Annotated in this window: 19 protein-coding genes and 2 tRNA genes; 18 read left to right on the top strand and 3 right to left on the bottom strand. The window is 65.1% G+C overall.

The window, feature by feature from the left end; all coding sequences use genetic code 11:
- The first annotated feature begins 34 nt into the window (after positions 1-34).
- The 14 genes from ftsH (at position 35) to pnp (ending at position 14,438) form a co-directional block, all read left to right on the top strand.
- Positions 35-1,963 (top strand): ATP-dependent zinc metalloprotease FtsH, encoded by a 1,929-nt coding sequence (gene ftsH, locus ACTIGJ_RS00745; protein WP_439638358.1) that lies wholly within the window; start codon positions 35-37, stop codon positions 1,961-1,963.
- Between the two features lie 125 nt (positions 1,964-2,088).
- Positions 2,089-2,892: a dihydropteroate synthase gene (gene folP / locus ACTIGJ_RS00740; protein ID WP_439638357.1), complete on the top strand. Its 804-nt coding sequence runs from the start codon at positions 2,089-2,091 to the stop codon at positions 2,890-2,892.
- 7 nt (positions 2,893-2,899) lie between these two features.
- Positions 2,900-4,261, top strand: a complete 1,362-nt coding sequence (glmM, locus tag ACTIGJ_RS00735; protein WP_439638356.1) for a phosphoglucosamine mutase — start codon at positions 2,900-2,902, stop codon at positions 4,259-4,261.
- Positions 4,262-4,281: 20 nt separating this feature from the next.
- On the top strand, positions 4,282-5,064 hold the full coding sequence (gene tpiA, locus ACTIGJ_RS00730) for a triose-phosphate isomerase (RefSeq protein WP_439638355.1): 783 nt from the start codon (positions 4,282-4,284) through the stop codon (positions 5,062-5,064).
- A 23-nt stretch (positions 5,065-5,087) separates the two neighbouring features.
- A complete protein-coding gene (secG, locus tag ACTIGJ_RS00725; RefSeq protein ID WP_439638354.1) occupies positions 5,088-5,504 on the top strand; it encodes a preprotein translocase subunit SecG in 417 nt (138 codons plus the stop codon).
- A gap of 45 nt (positions 5,505-5,549) precedes the next feature.
- Positions 5,550-5,634 (top strand) — tRNA-Leu (locus ACTIGJ_RS00720).
- Between the two features lie 79 nt (positions 5,635-5,713).
- A tRNA-Met gene (locus ACTIGJ_RS00715) sits at positions 5,714-5,790 on the top strand.
- A gap of 101 nt (positions 5,791-5,891) precedes the next feature.
- On the top strand, positions 5,892-6,362 hold the full coding sequence (gene rimP, locus ACTIGJ_RS00710; protein ID WP_439638353.1) for a ribosome maturation factor RimP: 471 nt from the start codon (positions 5,892-5,894) through the stop codon (positions 6,360-6,362).
- A complete protein-coding gene (gene nusA, locus ACTIGJ_RS00705; RefSeq protein WP_439638352.1) occupies positions 6,359-7,852 on the top strand; it encodes a transcription termination factor NusA in 1,494 nt (497 codons plus the stop codon). The genes rimP and nusA overlap by 4 nt, the downstream gene beginning before the upstream one ends.
- Positions 7,853-7,872: 20 nt before the next feature.
- Positions 7,873-10,584, top strand: coding sequence for a translation initiation factor IF-2 (gene infB, locus ACTIGJ_RS00700; protein ID WP_439638351.1), 2,712 nt, complete (start codon positions 7,873-7,875; stop codon positions 10,582-10,584).
- Positions 10,585-10,590: 6 nt separating this feature from the next.
- Complete coding sequence (gene rbfA / locus ACTIGJ_RS00695; RefSeq protein WP_439638350.1) at positions 10,591-11,001, top strand: 30S ribosome-binding factor RbfA; 411 nt, start codon at positions 10,591-10,593, stop codon at positions 10,999-11,001.
- A complete protein-coding gene (truB, locus tag ACTIGJ_RS00690) occupies positions 10,982-11,941 on the top strand; it encodes a tRNA pseudouridine(55) synthase TruB (protein WP_439638349.1) in 960 nt (319 codons plus the stop codon). Before rbfA ends, truB begins: the two co-directional genes overlap by 20 nt.
- A gap of 79 nt (positions 11,942-12,020) precedes the next feature.
- Complete coding sequence (gene rpsO, locus ACTIGJ_RS00685) at positions 12,021-12,290, top strand: 30S ribosomal protein S15 (RefSeq protein ID WP_292999902.1); 270 nt, start codon at positions 12,021-12,023, stop codon at positions 12,288-12,290.
- Between the two features lie 48 nt (positions 12,291-12,338).
- Positions 12,339-14,438 (top strand): polyribonucleotide nucleotidyltransferase, encoded by a 2,100-nt coding sequence (gene pnp, locus ACTIGJ_RS00680; RefSeq protein WP_439638348.1) that lies wholly within the window; start codon positions 12,339-12,341, stop codon positions 14,436-14,438.
- Between the two features lie 409 nt (positions 14,439-14,847).
- Here pnp and phaR read toward each other — a convergent pair whose 3' ends face one another.
- A complete protein-coding gene (gene phaR, locus ACTIGJ_RS00675) occupies positions 14,848-15,354 on the bottom strand; it encodes a polyhydroxyalkanoate synthesis repressor PhaR (protein WP_439638347.1) in 507 nt (168 codons plus the stop codon).
- 103 nt (positions 15,355-15,457) lie between these two features.
- Positions 15,458-16,372, bottom strand: coding sequence for a tRNA glutamyl-Q(34) synthetase GluQRS (gluQRS, locus tag ACTIGJ_RS00670; RefSeq protein WP_439638346.1), 915 nt, complete (start codon positions 16,370-16,372; stop codon positions 15,458-15,460).
- A gap of 114 nt (positions 16,373-16,486) precedes the next feature.
- Between gluQRS and ACTIGJ_RS00665 the strand changes: the two genes are divergently transcribed.
- Complete coding sequence (locus ACTIGJ_RS00665; protein WP_439638345.1) at positions 16,487-16,801, top strand: antibiotic biosynthesis monooxygenase family protein; 315 nt, start codon at positions 16,487-16,489, stop codon at positions 16,799-16,801.
- A gap of 43 nt (positions 16,802-16,844) precedes the next feature.
- Here the strand turns inward: ACTIGJ_RS00665 and queF are convergent, their stop codons facing one another.
- Positions 16,845-17,270 (bottom strand): preQ(1) synthase, encoded by a 426-nt coding sequence (gene queF, locus ACTIGJ_RS00660; RefSeq protein ID WP_439638344.1) that lies wholly within the window; start codon positions 17,268-17,270, stop codon positions 16,845-16,847.
- A 165-nt stretch (positions 17,271-17,435) separates the two neighbouring features.
- On the opposite strand from queF, the gene smc reads away from it, so the two are divergent.
- Genes smc through ligA form a run of 3 tightly spaced genes read left to right on the top strand, consistent with a single transcriptional unit; the run spans position 17,436 to position 23,892 of the window.
- Positions 17,436-20,993 (top strand): chromosome segregation protein SMC, encoded by a 3,558-nt coding sequence (gene smc, locus ACTIGJ_RS00655; protein ID WP_439638343.1) that lies wholly within the window; start codon positions 17,436-17,438, stop codon positions 20,991-20,993.
- 56 nt (positions 20,994-21,049) lie between these two features.
- Positions 21,050-21,826, top strand: a complete 777-nt coding sequence (locus ACTIGJ_RS00650; protein WP_439638342.1) for a cell division protein ZipA C-terminal FtsZ-binding domain-containing protein — start codon at positions 21,050-21,052, stop codon at positions 21,824-21,826.
- A gap of 2 nt (positions 21,827-21,828) precedes the next feature.
- Entirely contained in the window at positions 21,829-23,892 is a 2,064-nt protein-coding gene (ligA, locus tag ACTIGJ_RS00645; protein ID WP_439638341.1) for an NAD-dependent DNA ligase LigA, read from the top strand.

Raw genomic sequence — 23,892 nt, 5'->3', positions numbered from 1 at the left:
GCTGTCCTGCCGCACAAATTCCGAGGATTTCCCGTTGAACGATCTCGCCAAGAATCTGCTGCTCTGGTTGGTCATCGCTGTGGTGCTGGTCAGCGCGTTCCAGAGCTTTTCGTCGCGCAACGGCGTCCAGGCGAAACTGGCGTATTCGGACTTCCTCGAGCAGGTGAAATCCGGCGCGGTGGATTCGGCCGAGATCGAAGGCCAGAACATCCGCGGCAAGCTCAAGAGCGGCCAGTCGTTTTCCTCGGTCAGCCCGGAAACGATCAACAGCGGCCTGATCAAGGACCTGATCGACAACAAGGTGAAGTTCGACGGCGCACTGCCGAAGGAAACGCCGCTGCTGATGCAGATCCTGCTCAGCTTCGGCCCGATCCTGCTGCTGATCGGCGTGTGGATCTATTTCATGCGGCAGATGCAGTCCGGCGGCGGTGGCGGCCGTGGTGCGATGAGCTTTGGCAAGTCGCGCGCCCGCATGCTGAACGCCGACCAGGTCAAGATCACCTTCAATGACGTTGCCGGCGTCGAGGAAGCCAAGGCCGAAGTCTCGGAACTGGTCGATTTCCTCAAGGACCCGGGCAAGTTCCAGAAGCTGGGCGGCAAGATTCCGCGCGGCGTGCTGCTGTGCGGCTCACCCGGGACTGGCAAGACGCTGCTCGCCAAGGCCATTGCCGGCGAGGCGGGCGTGCCGTTCTTCACCATCTCCGGCTCCGACTTCGTCGAGATGTTTGTCGGCGTCGGCGCGAGCCGCGTTCGCGACATGTTCGAACAGGCCAAGAAGCACGCGCCGTGCATCATCTTCATCGATGAAATCGATGCTGTCGGCCGTCATCGCGGCGCCGGCCTCGGCGGCGGTCATGACGAGCGCGAGCAGACGCTGAACCAGTTGCTGGTCGAGATGGACGGTTTCGAAGGCAACGAGGGCGTGATCATCATCGCCGCGACCAACCGCCCTGACGTGCTCGACCCGGCGCTGCTGCGTCCGGGCCGTTTCGATCGTCAGGTGGTGGTGCCGCTGCCCGACGTCCGTGGTCGCGAGCAGATCGTCAAGGTGCATCTGCGGGCGTTGCCGCTGGCGGATGACGTGAAGCCGGAAATCATCGCCCGCGCCACGCCGGGATTCTCCGGCGCGGATCTCGCCAACCTCGTCAACGAGGCGGCGCTGTTCGCGGCACGTGGCAACAAGCGCCTGGTGGGCCAGGAAGATTTCGACCGCGCCCGCGACAAGATCATCATGGGGGCAGAACGCCGCTCGATGGTCATGAGCGAGGAAGAGAAGCGCAACACGGCGTACCACGAAGCCGGCCATGCCATCGTCGGCCTGACCGTGCCGGATCATGACCCGGTCTACAAGGTCACGATCATCCCGCGTGGCCGGGCGCTTGGCGTCACCATGTTCCTGCCCGAAGAAGATCGCCACTCGCGTTCGAAGCAGAACCTGAACAGCCTGATCTGCGTGATGTTCGGCGGCCGCATCGCCGAGGAATTGACGCTGGGACCGGATGGCGTGACCACCGGTGCATCCAACGACATCGAGCGCGCCACCAGCATCGCCCGCAACATGGTCACCAAGTGGGGGCTTTCCGAAAAGCTCGGCCCGCTCGCCTACAGCGAAGACGAGGGCGAAGTGTTCCTGGGCCGCAGCGTTACGCAGCACAAGAACATGTCGGACGACACCGCCAATGCGATCGACCGCGAGATTCGCGACATCATCGACACCAACTATGCCCGGGCCAAGGAAATCCTGGTTGCCAATCTCGACAAGCTGCATGCGATGTCGGATGCGCTGATGAAGTACGAAACCATCGACGGTGACCAGATTGCCCGCATCATGCAGGGCAAGGACCCGGGTGCGCCGGGCTCCTGGACCGACGGGCCGAGGCCGTCGCCGCCGAGCAGTGGCAACAAGCCGTCACCCACGACCGTGGTTCCGCCGGTATCGCCGAAGCCTGCCAGCCAGAGCTGATCCGGCTGGAGGTGAAAAGGGTCGGCGTTCGCCGGCCCTTTTTATTTTCTGTCCCTCGCCTCCAAGCCATGTTCAACCTCGAACTTCCTGGCGCCCGCCAGCTGACTCTGTCCGAGCCGGTCGTGATGGGCGTGCTCAACGTGACGCCGGATTCCTTCTCCGATGGCGGCCGCCATGTCGACGTGCCGGGCGCGGTAGCCGCCGCGTTGCGGATGGTCGCTGACGGTGCGGCGATCATCGACGTCGGTGGGGAATCGACGCGGCCCGGTGCGGAGCCGGTGCCCGCCGACGAGGAATGCCGGCGCGTGCTGCCGGTGATCGAGGCATTGCGACAGCAGACCGATTGCCTTTTGTCGATCGACACCATGAAACCCGGGGTGATGCAGGCGGCCTGCCGCGCTGGCGCCAGCATCATCAATGACGTCAATGCCTTGCGTGCAGATGGTGCGATCCAGGCGGCCGTGCAGTCGGGTGCCGCCGTCTGCCTGATGCATATGCAGGGCGAACCACGCACGATGCAGCTTGCGCCGAGGTATGACGAGGTCGTCGACGAAGTGCTGGCGTTTCTGGGCGAGCGTGTCGACGCCTGCGTGGCTGCCGGCATCCCGCGCAGTCGTCTGCTGGTCGATCCTGGCTTCGGTTTCGGCAAGCGTCTGGACGATAACCTGGCCCTGCTGGCGCACCTGCCACGGCTGGCAGCGCTGCAGTTGCCGGTGCTGGTCGGCATGTCGCGCAAGGGCATGCTGGGTCAGCTGACCGGGCGGGGCGTCGACGAACGCCTCGCCGCCGGCCTGGCGGCGGCGTCGATTGCCGTGCTGAATGGCGCCCTGATCATACGCAGCCATGACGTCGCAGCGACGGTCGACGCGATCAAGGTGGCCGCTTCGGTCCGAGCAGCGGCGCGTGCATCGTCGTCCGTCACTTCATAATGTCGGCATGAGCAGACAATTTTTCGGCACCGACGGTATTCGCGGACGCGTCGGGCAGGCACCGATGACGCCGGAATTCGCGCTCAAGCTGGGTTGGGCGGCTGGTTGTGTCTTTGGGCGCACGCCTGGCGCACGGGTGCTGGTGGGCAAGGACACGCGGCGATCGGGTTATCTGTTCGAGTCCGCCCTTGAAGCCGGCTTCGCTGCGGCGGGCGTCGAAACTTGTTTGCTCGGGCCCCTGCCGACGCCGGCCGTGGCCTATCTGACCCGGGCTTACCGGGCGCGTGCTGGGGTGGTGATTTCGGCGTCGCACAATCCGCACTTCGATAACGGCGTGAAGTTCTTCTCCGGCGAAGGCGACAAGCTCAGCGACGCGGTCGAGGAAGAAATCGAAAGCTACCTCGGCCGCGACCTCAACTGCGTTCCGCCCGAAGCCATGGGGCGTGCACGGCGCATCGACGATGCCCAGGGGCGTTACATCGAATTCTGCAAGGGCGCATTCGCCGGCGAATCGCTGCGCGGCTTAAAGCTGGTGGTCGACTGCGCCAACGGCGCGGCCTATCGGGTAGCGCCACTGGTGTTCGACGAACTGGGCGCGCAGGTGACCGCGATCGGCGTTTCGCCGAACGGCCTCAACATCAACGAAGGCTGTGGCTCGACCCACCTCGATGCGTTGCAGGCCGCCGTGCTGGCGCACGGCGCTGATCTCGGCGTCGCACTGGATGGCGATGGCGATCGGTGCCTGCTGGTGCGTGCGGATGGCGCCGTGGTCGACGGCGACGAAATCCTGTTCGTGCTCGCACGTGAGCGGCAGCGGACCGGCAGCTTGCGCGGACCGGTGGTTGGTACCGTGATGAGCAACTTCGGGCTGGAGCGGGCCTTCGTCGAACTCGATATTCCGTTCGAGCGGGCCGCAGTTGGCGACCGCCACGTGCTGGAGCGGCTGCGGGCCGGTAACGGCATCGTCGGCGGCGAGACTTCCGGCCACACGATCTGTCTCGATCGCGCCCGGACTGGCGACGGCATCATCACGGCACTGCAAGTGCTGGAAGCGATGGCCAGCAGTGGCCAGACGCTGGCCCAACTCGTCTCGGGCATGAGCAAGCTGCCGCAGGTGCTGCTCAATGTGCCGGTGTCCGGGCGTGCGCGGGACGTGCTGGATGTCGCTGGCGTTCGGGCAGCGGCCGAAGCCGTCGAGGCGAATCTGGTAGGCCGGGGCCGCTTGCTGTTGCGTGCCTCGGGCACCGAACCGGTGGTCCGGGTGATGGTCGAGGCGACCGAACGGACGGTGGCCATCGAGGCAGCCGAACAAGTGGCAGATTCCGTACGTGCCGCTGCAGCGGTGCGCGAAACAGCAGTAGCAATCTAGATCATCGAATCGGAGGGGTGATGGCTCGCGGGTACCTGGTAGCAGGCAACTGGAAAATGAATGGCTCGTCGGCGTCGAATGCGGCGTTGCTCGAAGGGCTGGTGCGCGGCGTGGCGGAGTGCCCGGCCATCGACGTGCTGGTGTGTCCGCCGGCTGTTTATCTCGAGGCCGCGCATCGGCATTTGGCGGCCTCGCCAATCGCCCTGGGCGCTCAGAACCTGAGCGATCAGTCGAAGCCGGGCGCCTTCACCGGCGAGATCGATGCCGCGATGCTCAACGACGTGGGCTGCAGCTATGTGCTGGTCGGCCATTCCGAACGGCGCACGCTGTATGGCGAAGATGACGACTGCGTTGCGCGCAAATTCGTGGTCGCGCAGGCTGCCGGCCTGATCCCGGTGCTGTGCATCGGCGAAACACTCGACGAGCGTGAAGCGAGCACGACCGAATCGGTGTTGCAGCGGCAGCTGGAGGCGGTGATCGAAGCGGCGGGCGTTGAAGCCTTCCGCAACGCGGTGATCGCGTATGAACCGGTCTGGGCCATCGGCACCGGTCGCACCGCGTCGACAGAACAGGCACAAGCAGCGCATGCGTTCATTCGTGGCGTCGTCGCCAGCAAGGATGCTAAAGTCGCAAGCTCGGTGCGAGTTCTTTACGGCGGCAGCGTCAAGGCAGACAACGCGGCGTCCCTTTTCTCGTGCGAGGACGTCGACGGTGGCTTGATTGGTGGCGCGTCGTTGAAAGCGCCGGATTTCCTCGCCATCTGCGCAGCGGCTCAGATCCTGGCTGCGTCGCGCGACGCCTGACCTTACGACAACGATCGGTTTTCATGTACACAATCTTGGTGGTGCTGCACGTGCTGGTGTCCATTGCGCTGATCGCCCTCGTGCTGATCCAGCACGGCAAGGGCGCGGACGCGGGAGCTGCGTTCGGCAGTGGTGCATCGGGGACGGTGTTCGGCGCCCGCGGGTCGGCCAATTTTCTGACTCGTGTGACGGCATGGCTTGCCGCCGTGTTCTTCGTGCTCAGCCTCGCGCTCGCCTACATCGTGCATGGTCGCTCGAATAGCGAGAGCGTTGTCGAAGGAATTGGTGCGCCGGCTGCCGACTCGCCGGCGGCGCAAGTGCCTGCGCCTGCCGCAGCGGCAGAAGGCGCCGAACCCTCCGTTCAGATTCCGGAAGCAAAGACGGAAGAAATTGCGCCGCCGGCTGAAGAAAATGTACCCAAGCCGCAAGTTCCGCAGTAGACTATGCGACGCGCTGCGGTTTTAGATCGCAGCGAAGACGGCAGGGCCGACGTGGCGGAATTGGTAGACGCACTACCTTGAGGTGGTAGCGGCGAAAGTCGTCCGAGTTCGAGTCTCGGCGTCGGCACCACAGCTGTAAAAGCGCAGCTGGTCGTCAAATAAAAGATTGCGTGAGAGATACCGAGTCGCTATACTAGTTAACTGAACGGTGCGGGGTGGAGCAGTCTGGCAGCTCGTCGGGCTCATAACCCGAAGGTCGTAGGTTCGAATCCTGCCCCCGCTACCAATTCAGGCTGTACGTTGCATTCGGGCCCCACGTGGGCCTTTTTTATTGGATTTTTCAGAGTTCGTGGTTACGCGGTGGCGTGGCGCGAATGAGGACGTTGGGTGCTTCGAGATCGCTTGATCGAATTGCTGGAGCCAGTGGTCAATGCCATTGGCTACGAGCTTGTGCTGCTGGAATACAGTCCGCGAGACGGTTCCGGAATGCTGCGCCTGTTCATCGACACGCCGGATGGCATCACGCTGGATGACTGCGAGAAAGTCAGCCGCGAAGTGGCGGCCACGCTGGATGTCGAAGACGTGATCACCCAGGCCTATCGCCTGGAAATCTCGTCGCCCGGCCTTGATCGCCCGTTGGTCAAGCCAGAACACTATCAGCGCTTCAAGGGCGAAGTTGCCAGAATTCAGATGCTGGCCCCGGTCGCCGGTCGCCGCCGCTTCCAGGGCGTGCTGCTTGAAGCCACCGATGACGAAGTCTCGATCGACACCGCTGACGGTGTCATCACATTGCCGCTCGCCGATATCGACAAGGCGAAGCTGGTCCCGAATTTCGACAAGGAGAAGACAGGTTCATGAACAAGAACGTATTGCTCATGGTGGATGTCGTCTCCAACGAAAAAGGCGTCGAAAAGGAAATCATCTTCCAAGCCCTTGAAGCCGCGCTGGCGTCGGCCAGCAAGGAACACTACGGTTCCGAATGGGATATCCGGGTCACGATCAATCGCGAGACCGGCGACTATGAAACCTGGCGGCGCTGGACGATCGTTGACGACGAGGACGAGAACTTCGAGTCCCCGCTGCGTCAGATCCTGCTGGCGCGCGCGCAGGAGTCGGCGCCGGATGCCAAGCCGGGTGACGTCCGCGAGGAATCGCTGCCGTCGATCGAGTTCGGTCGCATCGGCGCCCAGAAGGCCAAGCAGGTCATTTTCCAGCGCGTCCGTGACGCCGAGCGCGCCCGCATCGTCGATTCGTATGCCGATCGTGTCGGCGAATTGATGACCGGCCTCGTCAAGCGCATCGAACGCGGCGCGATCATCGTCGACCTCGGCGGCACGACCGAAGCCATCATTCCGCGCGATCAGGTGATCCCGCGGGAGCCGGTGCGCCCGGGCGATCGCGTGCGCGGTTACCTGTACGAGGTCAGCCCGCAGGTGCGGGGGCCGCAGCTGTTTCTCAGCCGCACCGCGCCGCGCTTCCTGATCGAACTGTTCAAGCTCGAAGTGCCGGAAATCGCCCAGGGCCTGATCGAGATCAAAGGCGCTGCGCGCGACCCGGGCCTTCGCGCCAAGATTGCGGTGCAAGCCAAGGACAAGCGTATCGATCCGGTCGGTGCCTGCGTCGGCATGCGCGGCTCGCGGGTGCAGAGCGTGTCCAACGAACTGGCCGGCGAGCGGATCGACATCGTGCCCTGGGACGACAACATCGCCCAGTTCGTCATCAATGCGATGGCGCCGGCCGAAGTGGAATCGATCATCGTCGACGAGGACGCGCATGCGATGTCCATCGCCGTATCGGAAGACAAGCTCGCCCAGGCGATCGGACGCGGTGGCCAGAACGTGCGCTTGGCTTCAGAGCTGACCGGCTGGACGCTGAACGTGATGACGGCGGCCGAGGCCGAGTCGAAGAAGGAACAGGAAAACCAGGGCGTCCAGGCGATGTTCATGGAAGCGCTGGAAGTCGATGCAGAAGTGGCGCTGATCCTGGTACAGGAAGGTTTCGCCTCGCTCGAAGAAATCGCCTACGTACCGGACGAGGAACTGCTCGACATCGAGGAGTTCGACGAGCAGATCGTCGAGGAGCTTCGCAATCGTGCCAAGGACGTACTGCTGACGCGCGCGCTGGCCAAGGCCGAGCAGGCTGCCTCCGTGCAGCCTGCTGAGGACCTGCTCGCCGTGCCGGGTGTCGATGAAGACCTGGCCTATCGCCTGGCGGCGGCCGGTGTGGTGACGCGCGACGATCTCGCCGATCTCGCGACTGACGAACTGACTGAAAAAGTGCCGATGGACGATGACCTCGCGGCCCGGTTGATCATGACCGCCCGTGGCCTTGAGTCGAACAAGGCCTGAACCACTTCCGGAGCGCGCCGATGAGCAGCCTTACCGTGTTGGACCTCGCCGCCGAGCTGCGCAAGCCGGTTCCTGAAATGCTGACGCAGCTCAGGGATGCGGGTGTCGCCGTAGCCAGTGCCGATTCGCCGATCAGTCCGTCGGACAAGATCGCCCTGTTGCAGCATCTGCAGAAGATGTCGCGCATGCCGTCGACGTCGGGAACCACGTCGACGCTCGGCGCCAGCAGCCGCATCTCGATCAAGCGCAAGGAAACCACCGAGCTCAAGCTCGGCGGTGGCCGTGGTGCGCCGACCAAGACGGTCAGCATCGAAGTCCGCAAGCGCCGTACCTACGTCAAGAGCGACGAAGTCGAAGCGGCGGACAGCGCGGTGGCGGCACCCGCCGCCGCAGCATCTGCGGCGCCCGCGCCCGTGGTGGCCCCGGTGGTCGCCGAAACGGTCGCAGCGGTCGACGATGCCGCACCGGTGGTCCATGAAACAGCCGTGCCGGCACCGGCCGTCGAGGTCGTTGACGAAGCCGCGGTTGCCCGTGCGGTGGCAGAAGAAGCAGCCCGTCTGGCGCGCGAGGAAGAAGAGGCCAAGGTTCGCGAGGCCGCTGCCGAGGCGGAGCGCGTCAAGGCTGCCGAAGCCGAGCGGATGCGCACCGATCCGATCTACCGTGCGCGCATGGAAGCGGAGTCTTCGCGTCGCCGCGCAGCCGAGAACCTGCGGCGCGCCACCGAGGTGAAGATCATTCCGCCGCCGGCGCCAACGCCGCCGGCTGCTGCCGCCAAGAAGCCGGATCGCCCCGACCGCGACAAGGACCGCGCTGGAGGCGGTGGTGATCGTGGCCGCGAACTGCACCTGGCCGCCGGCAAGGGTGGCAAGCGAGACAAGAAGGCCAAGCGCAAGCCCAGCGGCCAGATCCACGTCGAGAACGCGCATACCTTCGAGCGCCCGACGGCGCCGGTCATCCGCGAAGTCGAAGTGCCGGAAGCAATCACTGTGGCCGAGCTCGCCAACCGCATGGCGGTGAAGGCGACCGAGTTGATCAAGGTCATGATGAAGAATGGCCTGATGGCGACGATCAACCAGATCATCGACCAGGACACGGCGGCGCTGATGGTCGAGGAAATGGGTCACAAGACCCGCTTGGTCAAGGACAGCGACGTCGAGGACGGCCTGATGAACGCCGCCACTGGCGACGTGCAGGAAACCAAGGCCATGCCGCGCCCGCCGGTCGTGACCATCATGGGCCACGTCGATCACGGCAAGACCTCGCTGCTCGACTACATCCGCAAGACGCGTGTCGCCGCTGGCGAAGCGGGTGGCATCACCCAGCACATCGGCGCGTATCACGTGCAGACGCAGAAGGGCGTCATCACTTTCCTCGATACCCCGGGTCACGCCGCGTTCACTCGCATGCGCGCCCGTGGCGCACAGCTGACTGACATCGTGATTCTGGTGGTCGCGGGCGATGACGGCGTGATGCCGCAGACCCGTGAAGCGATCCAGCACGCGAAGGCAGCCGGCGCACCGGTGATCGTCGCGATCACCAAGATCGACAAGCCCGATGCCGACCAGGCGCGGGTCAAGACCGAGCTGCTGAAGGAAGAGCTGGTGGCCGAGGACTTCGGTGGCGACACCCAAGTCGTCGGCGTGTCGTCGTTCAACGGCGCCGGCATCGATGATCTGCTCGACGCGATCCTGCTGCAGGCCGAAGTGCTCGAACTCAAGGCGCCGGTCGAAACCATGGGGCGCGGCGTCATCGTCGAAGCGTCGATCGAGAAGGGGCGTGGCCCGGTGGCCACCGTCCTGGTGCGCGCCGGCACGCTGCGGCAGGGCGACGTCATCATTTCCGGTGCGCACTACGGTCGCGTGCGCGCGATGTTCAACGAGGCCGGCCTGCCGGTGAAGGAGGTCGGGCCGTCGATCCCGGTGGCTGTGCTCGGACTTTCCGGCGCGCCGGATGCCGGCGATGACATCGTCGTGGTCGCCGACGAGCGCAAGGCCCGCGAGCTGACGATCCTTCGCGAGGCCAAGCAGCGCGAAGCCAAGCTGGCGTCGAATCAGGCCGTCCGCATGGACCAGGTGTTCGCGCGGATGGGCGAAGGTTCGGCCGAGCAGAAGTCGCTGAACCTGATGATCAAGACCGACGTGCAGGGCAGTGCGGAAGCGCTGGCCGAAGCACTGCGCAAGCTGCCGAGCGCCGAGGTCAAGGTCACCGTGGTGTCGAGCTCGATCGGCGGCATCAGCGAGTCCGATGTCGACCTGGCGCTGGCATCGCGCGCGATCATCATCGGCTTCAATGTCCGCGCCGACAGCGTCGCCCGTCGTCGTATCCAGGACACCGGCCTCGACGTTCGCTACTACTCGATCATCTATGACGTGCTCGACGACGTGTCGGACGCCATTGGCGGCCTGCTGGGCACCGAGACCCGCGAGCAGATCGTCGGCATCGCGCAGGTGCGCGACGTGTTCCGTTCGTCGAAGTTCGGCGCCATCGCCGGCTGCCTGGTCATGGATGGCGAAGTGCGTCGTGGTCTGCCGATCCGCGTGCTGCGCCAGAACGTCGTCATCTTCGAAGGCGAGCTGGAATCGCTGCGCCGTCACAAGGACGATGTCAACAAGGTGGTGGTCGGCACCGAGTGCGGTATCGGCGTGAAGAACTACAACGACGTCAAGGTCGGCGACCAGATCGAGTGCTTTGATCGCGTGCAGGTCAAGCGCACCGTGAAGGCCGAGGCCTAATTCCGAGTGCCGAGAGAGTATTCCCGTACCCTGCGGATCAACTCCCAGCTGCAGCGCGAGCTGTCGGAGTTGATTCGCACCGAGTTGACCGATCCGCGTATCGGGCGCTTGACGATCACGGACGTCGTCGTCGCCCAGGACGTTCGCAACGCCAAGATCTCGGTGTCCCAGCTGGGAACGGACGACGAGCTCAAACAGGCGGTGAAGGCATTGAACGGTGCGGCCGGTCGCCTGCGCCATCTGCTCGTCGATCGTTTGCGGATCCGTCACGTTCCGACGCTGCACTTTTCGGCCGACATGGCGCTGCGCGATGCCGATCGGGTCGGCGGGCTGATCCGGGCTGCGATCGCCAGCGATCAGGCCAGCGCCGCCTCTTCCAGCGACGATGCGGGTGGCGATGAGCCGTCGGCGTCGTGAACGCACGCTGATCGACGGCTTCCTGCTGCTCGACAAGCCGGCTGGCGTCAGTTCCAACAACGTGCTGCAGCAGGTTCGGCGTCTCTATGACGCCGACAAGGCGGGACATACCGGCAGTCTCGATCCGTTCGCAACCGGTCTGCTGCCGATCTGCTTCGGCCAGGCGACCAAGCTCGGCGGCTTTCTGCTGGAGTCCGACAAGCGCTATCAGGCGGAGGTACTGCTGGGCGTGCAGACCAGCACCGGCGATCCGGAAGGCGAGGTGATCGCGACGTCGGACCCGTCCGCCGTGACCCGAGAGCAGATCGAAGCCGTGCTGCCGCGCCTGCTCGGCGACATCGAACAGATCCCGCCGATGTACTCCGCCATCAAGCAGGCCGGCCGGCACCTGTATGAGCTGGCCCGTGAAGGCCTCGAGGTTGATCGTCAGCCGAGGCAGGTCCGCATCCATGAGCTGAAACTGCTTGACGTTAGCCCGTCCGGCTTCTCGTTCGAGGTGTTCTGCTCGAAAGGCACCTATATCCGCACGCTGGGCGAGGACTGGGCTGCGCTGCTTGGACAGAAAGGCCACCTGATCGGCCTTCGGCGCCTGGAAACCGGACCGTTCAGGCAGGTTCGCATGGTCACGATGGCGGATCTGGATGCCTGCAACTTCGATGCACAGCGGTTGCAGGCTTTGCTGATGCCGCTGTCCGCCGCGCTCGGCGACTGGCCGCGTCTGGAGGTCGACGATTTCGATGCAGCGCGGCTGCGGCGCGGCCTGGAATGCGGGCCTTACCCGCTGGCGGAGCCGGGCGAGGTGATCGTCTACGGCACGCATGGTCTGGCTTGCAGCATTGCCGAAGTGAACGCACAGCGGCGCGTGCTGCCGCGACGCTGGATCGGCCCCGAACCGACCGAAGAAATGCTGGCGGCGACATTCTCACCGCGCCGTCCATGACCAGCGGTTGTGACCGAAAGTCACGGCCGCTACAATAGCTGGTTTACAGAACCGTAAAAATCATCCTTGGAGCTTGACGATGTCCCTTTCCGTTGAACAGAAGTCCGCCGTTGTTTCGAAGTTTGCCCGCGCCAAGGGTGATACCGGTTCGCCGGAAGTGCAGGTTGCGCTGATCACCGAGCGTCTGAAGACGCTGCAGCCGCACTTCGAAGCCAACAAGAAGGACCATCATTCGCGCCGCGGCCTGACCATGATGGTCAACCAGCGCCGCAAGCTCCTTGACTATCTGAAGCGCGAAGACGAAGGCCGCTACTCCAAGCTGATCGCCGAACTCGGTCTGCGTCGCTAAAGCAGACGCAACGTCGCTGTTCCCTCTCCGAGTTCGACAGAGCCAGACATGGTCTATCCCGTAGCGCCCATCAAGAAATCATTCCAGTACGGTGCCCACACCGTCACTTTCGAAACCGGTGCCATCGCCCGCCAGGCGACTGCAGCGGTGCTCGTCACCGTCGACCAGACTGTCGTGCTGGTGTCGGTCGTGGCGAAGAAGGAAGCCAAGGAAGGTCAGGACTTCTTCCCGCTGACCGTCGATTACATGGAGCGCACCTACGCGGGTGGCCGCATCCCGGGTGGATTCTTCAAGCGTGAAGGCCGTCCGACCGAGAAGGAAACGCTGACCTCGCGCCTGATCGATCGGCCGATGCGTCCGCTGTTCCCGGAGGGCTATTACAACGAGATCCAGGTCGTTGCGATGGTGGTGTCGTCGAATCCGCAGATCGACGGCGACATCCCGGCTCTGCTCGGCGCCTCCTGTGCGATGTCGTTGGCCGGCGTCCCGTTCCAGGGCCCGATCGGCGCCGCGCGTGTCGGCTACATCGACGGCGCCTACGTGCTGAACCCGACACACAAGCAGCTCGAAGAATCGAAGCTTGATCTGGTCGTTGCCGGCACGGCCGATGCCGTGCTGATGGTCGAATCCGAAGCCCAGCAGCTGTCGGAAGACGTGATGCTCGGCGCCGTGCTGTACGGCCACGAGCAGATGCAGGCCGCGATCAAGGCGATCAACGAACTGGTGGCAGAAGCCGGCAAGCCGAAGCAGGCTTGGGCCGCCGCTGCCGCCAATGCCGACCTGACCGCCGCGCTGGCTGCCTACACCAGTGACGTCACCACCGCTTACGCGATCACTGACAAGAAGGCCCGCCAGGACGCCGTCAAGGCCGTTCGCGATGCCGCCATTGCGGCGCTGGCTTCGGGCGATACGCCGAAGTTCGACGCCGCCAAGGTCAAGACGGCCTTCGGCGACCTCGAGTACTCGGTGGTCCGCGACCGCATCCTGTCGGGCGCCCCGCGCATCGACGGCCGCGACAACAAGACCGTGCGCCGCCTCGACATGGGCGTCGGCATCCTGCCGCGCACCCACGGTTCGTCGGTGTTCACCCGCGGCGAAACCCAGGTGATTGGTGTCGTCACGCTCGGCACCGGCAAGGACGCTCAGCTGATCGAGAACCTGCAGGGCGAGTCGCGCGACCAGTTCATGCTGCACTACAACTTCCCACCGTACTGCGTTGGCGAAACCGGCCGCCTGAACGCGCCGAAGCGCCGCGAGATCGGCCACGGTCGTCTGGCCAAGCGTGGCGTTGCCGCTGTGATGCCGGATCTGGTCAAGGATTTCCCGTACGTCGTCCGCGTCGTCGCCGAAGTGACCGAATCGAACGGTTCCTCATCGATGGCTTCGGCCTGCGCGGCGAGCCTTGCGCTGATGGATGCCGGCGTGCCGATCAAGGCGCCGGTGGCTGGTGTCGCGATGGGCCTGATCAAGGACGGCGATCGCTGGGCGGTGCTGACCGACATCCTTGGCGACGAAGATCACCTCGGCGACATGGACTTCAAGGTCATCGGCACGACCTCGGGCGTCACCGCGCTGCAGATGGACATCAAGATCACCGGCATCACCGGCGAGATCATGAAGCAGGCACTCGAGCAGGCGCGCGCCGGCCGTCTGCACATTCTCGAGTCGATGACGGCGACGATCGCCAAGCCGCGTGCCGAGATGTCGGAGTTCGCGCCGCGCATCACCACGATCAAGATCCACCCAGACAAGATCCGCGACATCATCGGCAAGGGCGGCGTCACCATCCGCTCGATCACTGAAGAGACCGGCACCTCGATCGACATCGACGACGACGGCACGATCCGTATCGCCGCCATCGACGGCGATGCCGCCAAGGCCGCGATCGCCCGCATCGAAGCGCTGACCCGCGAAGTGCAGGTCGGCGAAGTCTACGAGGGCAAGGTTGCCAAGCTGATGGACTTCGGTGCCTTTGTGACCATCCTGCCGGGCAAGGATGGCCTCGTGCACATTTCGCAGATTTCCGAGAAGCGCGTCGAAAACGTGTCGGAAGAACTCAGCGAAGGCCAGACGGTTCGCGTCAAGGTGCTGGAAATCGACAAGCAGGGCCGTATCCGTCTGTCGATGAAGGCGGTCGACGTCGCCTAACGCTGTCAGGGCTGGCCAGCGCTGCTGCCGCTGGTCAGCCCGCAAGGATTAACCCTTGGTTTTGCTTGTAAGTCCCGCGAAGTTCATTCAAGCTCCGGGAACTGTCGATAAATCAATTATTACCAATCGTCGACGGACAAAAAAAACCCCCTGAGGCAGGGGGCAAGGTGCGAGAAAGGCGCGAGGCCTTTCTGGAGGAGACATTCAAAGCGCAGACAAGAATAATAATGTTCGCTGCGCTTTTTGTTTGTTTGTTGATTGTTGCGGTGCACTATAGACATTGACGACGGTGTTGTCAATTTTCACAATCAATAATTATCTTCAAAAATCAATACTTTAAAAATTTCTGAAAAATCTTGACGTCTACGTCAAGATTTTTCGTCATCCGATGCTCGTTGGCTAGCACTCATTATCCGGCATCAAAGTCCGTGCCACCTTTTTCTCGGCCAACGGTGACCGCCTTTGCGCGAGAGAGGTTCTTCAGGAATTCCTTGCGAACCGTGCGCCAGATCGGCACCTGACGTTCGGCAAGATCCTTCAGGCGCTGTACCGGCTGCTGGGCCTGGCCAAGCAATTCCTTCAACTGCTCACTGAAATGGGTCTGTTGCTGCAGGAAAAGCTGCAGCGACATTTCCAGATACCGGCTGATGCTGGGCTGCATCGGATCGCCGTAGAACCGGATGATGTGGGTCAGCAGTTCCGAGCTGAAGATCGGATTGCCGCCTTCTTCCTGCTCCGAAATCACCTGCAACAGGATGCTGCGGGTAATGTCTTCCTTGGTGCGCTTGTCTTCGACGCGGAACCGGACGTTGCTCAATACCAGCTGTCGCACTTCCTCCAAGGTGATGTAGCGGCTCACATTGGTGTCGTACAGACGACGGTTCGGATACTTCTTGATGACGCGAATATCGTTCATGCGAAATCTTATGTTGCGGTGCGCCAAGAATGCCAGACCTTGATGCACAGCACCATTACGGCGCGCCGGCCGTCGATCCGCCGTTTCCGGAGCCCTAAACGCCTTACGCGGGCAGGTGAAGCTGCTTCGGAATCCGGGCCGGGTCCCAATCCCGGATGGCGCGTGCCAGGATTTCATCGACACGGCCATGCCAGGCCGCAGCAAACGGGGCCTGTCCGAGCAGATGCAGGCCGCGAATGAGGTTCTGCGCCGCAGTCTCTGTCTGCAGCGGCGCGGCGTGGTTCTGCTTGCTGAGCTTGTTGCCGTTGTGGTCGAGCAGTACCGGGATGTGCAGGAAGGCCGGTACGGCATGTCCCAACTGCTGCATCAGGTACTTCTGGCGAAGGCTGGAGCCGATCAGGTCGGCGCCGCGCACCAGATGCGTGATGCCTTGCTGCTGTTCGTCGATGACGCTGGCCAGCTGATAGCCGATACGGCCATCGGCGCGGCGGATGACGAAATCGCCCATCTCGCGGCAGAGGTCTCGCTCGATCCGGCCATGCAGCAGGTCATCAAGCCAGATGCGGCCCGGGGGCAGCCGCAATCGCCAGGCGGCATCCGGTTGCTGATGACCGGCCTCCCGGCAGGTCCCGGGATAGACGGGGCCATCGATGCCGGCCGGTGAACTGGCCGCCAATCGGGCCCGGGTGCAAGTGCAGCGATAGCAGGCACCGGATTGGCGCAATTGCTCGAACGCCGCCTGGTAGGCGGCTTCATGACCGGACTGGTAGCGAACAGCTTCGTCCCAGTGCAAGCCGTGGCGATCGAGCTGATGCAGGATGGTGTCGGCATGTTCCGGCCGGCAGCGCGGGCCGTCGATGTCGTCGATCCGCAGCAGCCAGCGACCGCCGGCATGGCGCGCTGCCAGAAAGCTGGCCAGCGCCGTGATCAGGGAACCAAGATGCAGCGGGCCCGAAGGGGTGGGGGCGAAGCGCCCGCGATAAGGGCGCTGTCCGGAGTGATCGGCTGCCGTGTCCATGCTGGGAACTCGTTCAGTACACTGTGATTCGCGTTACGGACCCCGATCTGCCGATCGGTGCCGTGCGGGTGCTGGCGCGGCCCGTCCCGATCCTCGAAACATGCCAACGTCCAGATGAAAGTCGGCTTTGCGGTCCTCTACCAATGGCAGGTCAAGGCCGGCAAGGTCCGTCAGTTCGCGACCGCGTGGGCCGACATGACCGATGCACTGAAGGCGCAACGCGGCGCGCTCGGCTCTCGTCTGCATCGCTCGGATCAGGGAACCTGGATGGCGTATGCGCAGTGGCCGGACCGGGCCACCTACGAGCGGGTCGGCACGCTCGACCAGATCTTCCCTGATGCGCTCGAACGTCTGCTGGACGCGGTCGAGGACACTTGGCCGCCGATCTTCATGACCCCGCACGACGATCGTCTCGACCCGATCGAATGACGAACCGGCCCCGGTGCGCATGGCCCGGGGCCGAATCCGCTCCTCAGTGTCCCTGGAAGCCCTGCCACATCGCCGGCGGCAGCGACACCGTGTCGGCAAAGCTCGGCGTCCAGCCGGGCGCGCGGTGCTCCACCGTCACATGGGTGTAGATCCCGCCGCGCACGTACCAGTCGGCCGTCAGGCGCATGAAGCGCGGCTGCGTCACCGCCACCAGATCATCGAGAAGCCGGTTGGTCACCGCCTCGTGGAACGCGCCTTCGTCGCGGTAGCTCCACAGATAGAGCTTCAGCGACTTCAACTCCACGCAAAGTGCTTCCGGAATGTATTCAAGGTACAGCGTGGCGAAATCCGGCTGCCCGGTCTTGGGGCACAGGCAGGTGAACTCCGGCATCCGCATGCGGATGACGAAGTCACGCCCCGGGTTCGGGTTCGGGAAGTTTTCCAGCGATTTCGAAGGCTTGGTGGACATGTTGAATGACGTTGCGGGGAAATTGAGACCGCTATTGTCGCAAATGACGACCGTTGCCGATGCACCGAAAGGCGGCTCCGGCCTCCGATCCGGTGTCATCCCTTAAACTGGCGGCCTTCCACGACGGGTGTTCGTCCCGTCCCTCGTCCTCGAAGCCTTCCGTCCATGCGTTTATCCGGAATCAAACTCGCCGGGTTCAAGTCGTTCGTCGACCCGACCAGCTTGCCGCTGCCGTCCCGCCTTACCTCGGTGGTCGGGCCGAATGGCTGCGGCAAGTCGAACCTGATCGACGCGGTGCGCTGGGTGCTCGGCGAAGCCAGCATCAAGAACCTGCGCGGTGCCGATTCCGAAGACGTGATCTTCAACGGCTCGCGCAGCCGCAAGCCGGCGGGTCGGGCCAGCGTCGAGCTGACCTTCGACAACAGCGACTTCCAGGTCACCGGGCCGTTCGCGGCCTACGCCGAACTGGCGGTCAAACGCGAACTGACGCGCGACGGCGGCAGCCAGTACTACCTGAACGGCACCAAGTGCCTGAAGCGCGATGTCACCGACCTGTTTCTCGGCACCGGTCTCGGCGGTAAGAACCAGTACGCGATCATCGAGCAGGGCATGGTCTCGCGGATGGTCGAGGCCAAGCCGGAGGAATTGCGCCAGCTGCTTGAGGAAGCCGCCGGCATTTCCAAGTACAAGGAGCGCCGCCGCGAAACCGAATCGCGTATCAAACAGACGCGCGAGAATCTCAGTCGCCTCCATGATTTGCAGGGCGAACTTCGGGCGCGTCTGGAAGTGTTGGCGAAACAGGCTGCGAATGCCGAGAAGTACAAGCAATTCAAGGAAGAAGAGCGACAGCTGAAAGCCGAGGTGCTGCTGCTGCGGCTGCGCGCGCTGGAAGCCCAGGGCGCTTCGCAGGAAGCGGCAATCACCGCGCTCGAAGAAGCACTGGAAGAAGCCCGTGCTGCCGTCACCGGCGCCGAGGCGGCGCGCGATGCGGCCGATCTCCGGCTGCGCGAGGCCGGCAACCTGCTGGGAGCCGAGCAGGCGCAGGTGTTCGAGACCGAAAGCACGCTGGCACGCCACGAGCAGAACCTGGCCCACGCCCGCGAACTGAAGAACCTGCGGGTGCGCGAACTCGAACAGCTCGAAGCCCAGCTGTTCGAACTGACCCGCCGGCGTGATCAGGAGCAGCTGCGCCATCAGTCGCTGACGCAGGCCGCTGCCGCTGCCCAGGCCCGCGCCAGCGAAGCCGAGGCCCGCGAGCAGGAGCAGCAGGAAGCACTGGCGACGGCCGAGGCGCAGGTCGCCGAGCAGCAGAGTCGCTGGGAAGAGTTCTCTCAGCGGTCGCAGGCGCCGATGCTGGCCGCCGAAGGCGAGCGGGTGCGCGTGCAGAGCCAGGAACGCGGGCTGCAGCAGCTGGAAGAGCGGCTGCGCCGGACCACCGGCGAACGCGCCGCGCTCGATGCGGCGCCGATCCGCGATTCCCTGAACGAAGTCGACATCGAACTGGCGACCCTCGACGAGGAACTCGCCGAAGCGCAGTCGCGGCTGCAGGATGCCGATGCCGAACTGCAGGCGGCGCGCGAGCAGCGCAATGCCGTCGAAGCCGGGCTGCACGAGGCGCGGCAGGCGCTGCAGAGCGCGCGTGGTCGCCAGGCTTCGCTGGAAACCCTGCAGCAGGCGGCCCTGCGCGAAGACGACGCCGAGCTGGGCAACTGGCTGCGCGGCAATGGCTGGGCCAGCCTGCCGCGCCTGAACGCGGCGCTGCAGGTCGAGACAGGCTGGGAGGCGGCGGTCGAGCATGTCCTGAGCGGCCTGCTGCAGGCGCCGCTGCTACCGGAATGGCTGTCCGCGCAGACGCCGGCCGGGCCGAAATCCGGCGCCACCCTGCTGCATGCCGAGTCGGGCAGCGGCGGTCGCGACGGGACGCTGGCCGCCCGGGTCGGCGGCCCGGCGGCGGTGATCGACTGGCTGTCCGGCGTCCATACGGCGGGGTCCGCCGATGAGGCCGCGCGGATCGCCGGCGGGCTGACGGCGGGCGAATCCGTCATCACCCCGGACGGCGTCTGGCGCGGCCGGGCGTGGATCCGTTACCCGAAGCTCGATCCGCAGCACAGCGGCGTCATCGCCCGTGGCCTGCTGCTGAAGCAGCTCAAGGCCTCGGTCGAGGAGCTGACGATCAAGGTCCGCGACGGCGAGCAGCGGCTGACCGAGATGAACACCCGTCGCGTGCAACTCGATAACGAGCGTCGCGCCGTCGTGGCCCGCTTCGACCAGACCCGCAGCCGCCACGGCCAGCGGCTGGCGCACCGGCAGGCCCAGGCGGTGCGGCTGGAACAGACCGAAAACCGCATCCGCAGCCTCAGTCAGGAATTGGAAGCGCTCGCCGCCCAGCGCCAGCAGCAGGCCGAGGAACTGGAAGAGGCGCGGGCGCGGCTCGGTGATCTCGAGGACAGCGCCGAACGGCTGCGCCAGGAGCGTGCCGAACGCAGCCGCCTGCTGGCTGCCAGCCGCGATACGCTGAACCAGGTGCGTGCCGCCCAGGTCCAGGCCAGCCAGCAGCGCAACCAGGCGCAGATCCACGTCGCCAGCCAGAACAGCGCGCTGGCTGCCGCCAACCAGGCCCTGCATTCGCTGGCCGAACAGCGCGAGGCGCTGGTCGAAGGGCTGGAGTCGCGGCGCGTGGCCGGCGAGGAACTCGATGCCCCGATCGTCGCCAAGACCGCCGAGGTCGAGGCGGCTCGGGCCGCTGTCGGTGCAGCACGCGAACGCCTGAACGGCGCGCGCGGCCAACTGACGGCGGCCGAAGCGGCGCAGCAGGAGCAGGTCCGCGCGCTGCGCGCGGCCGAAACCCGCAAGGAAGCCGCGCAGGAGCGGCTGCAGTCGGCGCGCCTGGAGTTCGAGAACCTGCGCGCCCGGCGCGAAGTGGCCGACAGCCAGTTCGCCGAAACCGGCTTCAGCCGCGAAGAACTGGCGGAATACCTGACGCCGGACGCCAACGGCAACCTGCCGATCGAGCTGTGGGAAGAAAAGCTGGCCGCGATCGGCCGACGCATCGACCGTCTCGGCGCCATCAATCTGGCCGCGATCCAGGAGCTGGAAGAGGGCCGCGAGCGCGCCGCCTACATCGATACCCAGCACGCCGACGTCAGCGCCGCGCTGACCACGCTGGAAGACGCGATGGCCCAGCTCGATCGCGAAACCACGGACCGCTTCAAGACCACGTTCGATCAGGTCAACGACATCTTCAAGGCGCGCTTTCCGCAGCTGTTTGGCGGCGGCGAGGCCTATCTGGAGCTGACCGGGGATGCGCCGGAAGGCGAGACCGCCACCGTGCTCAACCGCGGCGTCAAGGTCATGGCCCGGCCGCCGGGCAAGCGCAATTCGACGATCCAGCTGCTGTCAGGCGGCGAAAAGGCGATGACTGCGGTGGCGCTGCTGCTGGCGCTGTTCCAGCTCAATCCTGCGCCGTTCTGCCTGATGGACGAAGTCGATGCACCGCTCGATGACGCCAACGTCGGCCGCTTCTGCGAAGTGGTGCGGGAAATGTCGCAGGGCGTTCAGTTCATTATCATTACGCACAACAAGATCACGATGGAGCTGGCCGAGCACCTTCATGGCGTGACGATGCAGGAGCCGGGCGTTTCCCGGCTGGTCAGCGTCGACGTGCAGCAGGCGGTTGCCATGGTCGGCACGCCGGAAGAAGCAGCGGCTGAACAGGCGAATTGATCGTCTGGGCTTGAGGTCAGGCCAATCGTGGAGATTTCGGGGGCTAAGGCGAAACGATGAGTCCATTGCAGTGGGCGTTGCTGATTTTCGCGGTCATCGCGGTGATCGCCGTATACGTGCTGTCACGCCGCGACCGTCGGGCCATGAGCCTCGACGTGCCGCCGGAGCCGTCGTCGCCGCGATCCCGCCAGCTCGACATCTTCGGCGCCGAAGGCCAGCAGTTCGACGAGTTCGGCGTCGGCAAGCCGCGCAAGGTCGAACCGCGCTTCGGCCAGCCGGCTGATGTGGACGCCGAGCCGTCGCCTGCGCCGGTCCCGGCACGCGGGCCTACCCTGAATCCGGCCGCCGTGCCGAAGCCGGTCGAGGCCGCGAAGCCGGCCGCTGCCGCCGCTGCGCCGGTGGCCGACAGCAAGCCGCAGGTGCAGAAGATCGTGTCGCTGCTGGTCGCGCAGCCGACCGGCCAGCCGATGTCCGGCGTCGAGCTGCACGCCGCGCTGGCCGGCCAGCGTCTGAGCTTTGGCGCACGGCAGATCTATCACCGCATCAGCCGCAACGAGATCGTCTTCAGCGTCGCCAGCCTGCTGAAGCCGGGGCATCTCGATCCGGCGATGGCCGAGGATTTCGAGACGCCGGGCCTGACCTTGTTCATCGTGCTGCCCGGCCCGGTGCGTGCGGCCGATGCGATCCGCGACATGATCGCCACGGCCGAGCGGCTGGCGACGGCACTCGGCGCCGAGGTCTACGACGCCAAGAAGCAGCCGTTCACGCCGTCCAGCGCCCGCGAACTGCAGCAGGACATCGAGTCCTGGGCCCGCCAGCATCTGCCAGCCTGAACGTGGATACGGCGGCGGAACGCGCCGCCGAGCTGCGGCGGCAACTGGAGCGGGCCAATCACCGCTACTACGTGCTCGACGACCCGGAGCTTCCGGACGCCGAATACGACCGGCTTTTCAGCGAGCTGCAGCGGCTGGAAGCCGAACACCCGGAACTGAAGACGCCGGATTCGCCGACCCAGCGGGTCGGCGGTGCGCCATCGCCGGCGTTTGCGCCGGTTCGACATCGCCAGCCGATGCTGAGCCTGCGCAAGGCCGACGATGAAGCCGCGCTGCAGGACTTTGATCGCCGCGTGCGCGAGGTGCTGCTGAAGGGCACCGTCGACTACATCGCCGAACCGAAGCTCGACGGGCTGGCCGTGTCGCTGGTCTACGAGCACGGCGTACTGAAGCAGGGCGCCACCCGTGGCGACGGCGAAACCGGCGAGGACATCACCGCCAACCTGCGCACCATCCGCAGCCTGCCGCTGCGCCTGCACGGCGAGGTGCCACCGCTGGTCGAGGTACGCGGCGAGGTCTACCTGCCGCTGGCGGGCTTCAGGAAAATGGTCGCTGACGCCGAGGCGCGCGGCGAGAAGCCGCCGGTGAATCCGCGCAATGCCGCCGCCGGCAGCCTGCGGCAGCTGGAATCGGTGATCACCGCGAAGCGGCCGCTGGCGTTCTACGCCTATGGCGTCGGCGTGTCGGACGGCTGGGCCGCGCCGGCGCGCCATCGCGACATGCTCGAACAGCTGAAGCGCTGGGGCTTTCCGGTGTCGGATCTGATCGAGGCGGTGCAGGGCGCCGATGGCTGCCAGCGCTACTTCGAGGCCATCGGCGCGAAGCGCGCCAGCCTGCCATTCGACATCGACGGCGTGGTGTTCAAGCTTGATGACCTCGCCGGCCGCGAGGAACTGGGCACGGTGTCGCGCGAGCCGCGCTGGGCGGTGGCCTACAAGTTCCCGGCCGAAGAAGCGGTGACGGTGCTGGAGAACGTCGAGTTCCAGATCGGCCGCACCGGCGCGGTGACGCCGGTGGCACGGCTCCAGCCGGTGTTCGTCGGCGGCGCCAATGTTTCGAATGCCACCCTGCACAACATGGACGAGGTGCAGCGCAAGGACGTGCGGATTGGCGACACGGTGATCGTGCGCCGCGCAGGCGACGTGATTCCGGAAGTCAAGGAAGTGGTCCTGGCGCGGCGACCGGCCGATGCCCGCATCGTCGAGCTGCCGCCGGCCTGTCCGGTCTGCGGCGGCGCCATCGCCCGCGAGGAAGGCGAGGCGATCGCCCGCTGCACCAACGGCCTGTCCTGCCGCGCACAGCTGCATGGCGCGCTGATCCATTTCGTGTCGCGCAAGGCGATCGACATCGATGGCCTCGGCGACAAGCTGCTGGCGCTGGTGATCGATGAACTCGAGGTCCGCACGCCGGCCGACATCTACCTGAAGCTCGATGTCGAGAAGCTCGCAGCGCTGGAGCGGATGGGCGAGAAGTCGGCGCAGAACCTGGTCAAGGCGATTGCCGCCAGCTGCAGCACGACCTTCGGCCGCTTCCTGTTCGCACTGGGCATTCCAGTGGTCGGGGAAACCACGGCGCGCGATCTGGCCGTGCATTTCGGCACGCTGGAAGCCTTGCTGGCGGCGGCCGACGCTGATCTGGCCACCGAGCACGCGGAGAAGAAGAAAGAGCGTTTCCCGCTGCTGCAGGCCGTGCCCGATGTCGGTCCGACCGTGGCGGCGTCGATCTGCCACTTCTTCGCCGAACCGCGCAATCGCGTGGTGATCGACCAGCTGGTGCGGCCGGCGACCGAGGGCGGGGCCGGCATCCACTGGCCAGCGCCGAAAGCCGCTGCCGAAGGCGCGCTGAGCGGCAAGACCTTCGTGATCACCGGCACCTTGCCGGGAATGTCGCGGGAAGAAGCGAGCGCGCTGATCGAGTCGCACGGCGGCAAATGCACCGGCAGCGTGTCGGCCAAGACCGATTACCTGCTGGCAGGCGAAGCGGCGGGCTCGAAGCTGGCGAAGGCCGAAAAGCTCGGCGTGCCGGTGCTTGATCTGGCGGCGCTGCAGGCCCTGATCGACGGTTGA

The organism is Nevskia sp. (assembly GCF_051860985.1).
Taxonomy (GTDB): domain Bacteria; phylum Pseudomonadota; class Gammaproteobacteria; order Nevskiales; family Nevskiaceae; genus Nevskia.
The sequence above is the reverse complement of the archived record's forward strand: the minus strand, read 5'-3'. Positions and strand labels throughout refer to the sequence as shown.

Bases quoted from the DNA above. Each gene is read 5' to 3' on its own strand.
- folP (WP_439638357.1), top strand. From the start codon at position 2,089: ATGGGCGTGCTCAACGTGACGCCGGATTCCTTCTCCGATGGCGGCCGC.
- pnp (WP_439638348.1), top strand. From the start codon at position 12,339: ATGGTCTATCCCGTAGCGCCCATCAAGAAATCATTCCAGTACGGTGCC.
- rpsO (WP_292999902.1), top strand. From the start codon at position 12,021: ATGTCCCTTTCCGTTGAACAGAAGTCCGCCGTTGTTTCGAAGTTTGCC.
- tpiA (WP_439638355.1), top strand. From the start codon at position 4,282: ATGGCTCGCGGGTACCTGGTAGCAGGCAACTGGAAAATGAATGGCTCG.
- nusA (WP_439638352.1), top strand. From the start codon at position 6,359: ATGAACAAGAACGTATTGCTCATGGTGGATGTCGTCTCCAACGAAAAA.
- ACTIGJ_RS00665 (WP_439638345.1), top strand. From the start codon at position 16,487: ATGAAAGTCGGCTTTGCGGTCCTCTACCAATGGCAGGTCAAGGCCGGC.
- secG (WP_439638354.1), top strand. From the start codon at position 5,088: ATGTACACAATCTTGGTGGTGCTGCACGTGCTGGTGTCCATTGCGCTG.
- queF (WP_439638344.1), bottom strand. From the start codon at position 17,270: ATGTCCACCAAGCCTTCGAAATCGCTGGAAAACTTCCCGAACCCGAAC.
- infB (WP_439638351.1), top strand. From the start codon at position 7,873: ATGAGCAGCCTTACCGTGTTGGACCTCGCCGCCGAGCTGCGCAAGCCG.
- ACTIGJ_RS00650 (WP_439638342.1), top strand. From the start codon at position 21,050: ATGAGTCCATTGCAGTGGGCGTTGCTGATTTTCGCGGTCATCGCGGTG.
- smc (WP_439638343.1), top strand. From the start codon at position 17,436: ATGCGTTTATCCGGAATCAAACTCGCCGGGTTCAAGTCGTTCGTCGAC.
- phaR (WP_439638347.1), bottom strand. From the start codon at position 15,354: ATGAACGATATTCGCGTCATCAAGAAGTATCCGAACCGTCGTCTGTAC.
- gluQRS (WP_439638346.1), bottom strand. From the start codon at position 16,372: ATGGACACGGCAGCCGATCACTCCGGACAGCGCCCTTATCGCGGGCGC.
- truB (WP_439638349.1), top strand. From the start codon at position 10,982: ATGAGCCGTCGGCGTCGTGAACGCACGCTGATCGACGGCTTCCTGCTG.
- glmM (WP_439638356.1), top strand. From the start codon at position 2,900: ATGAGCAGACAATTTTTCGGCACCGACGGTATTCGCGGACGCGTCGGG.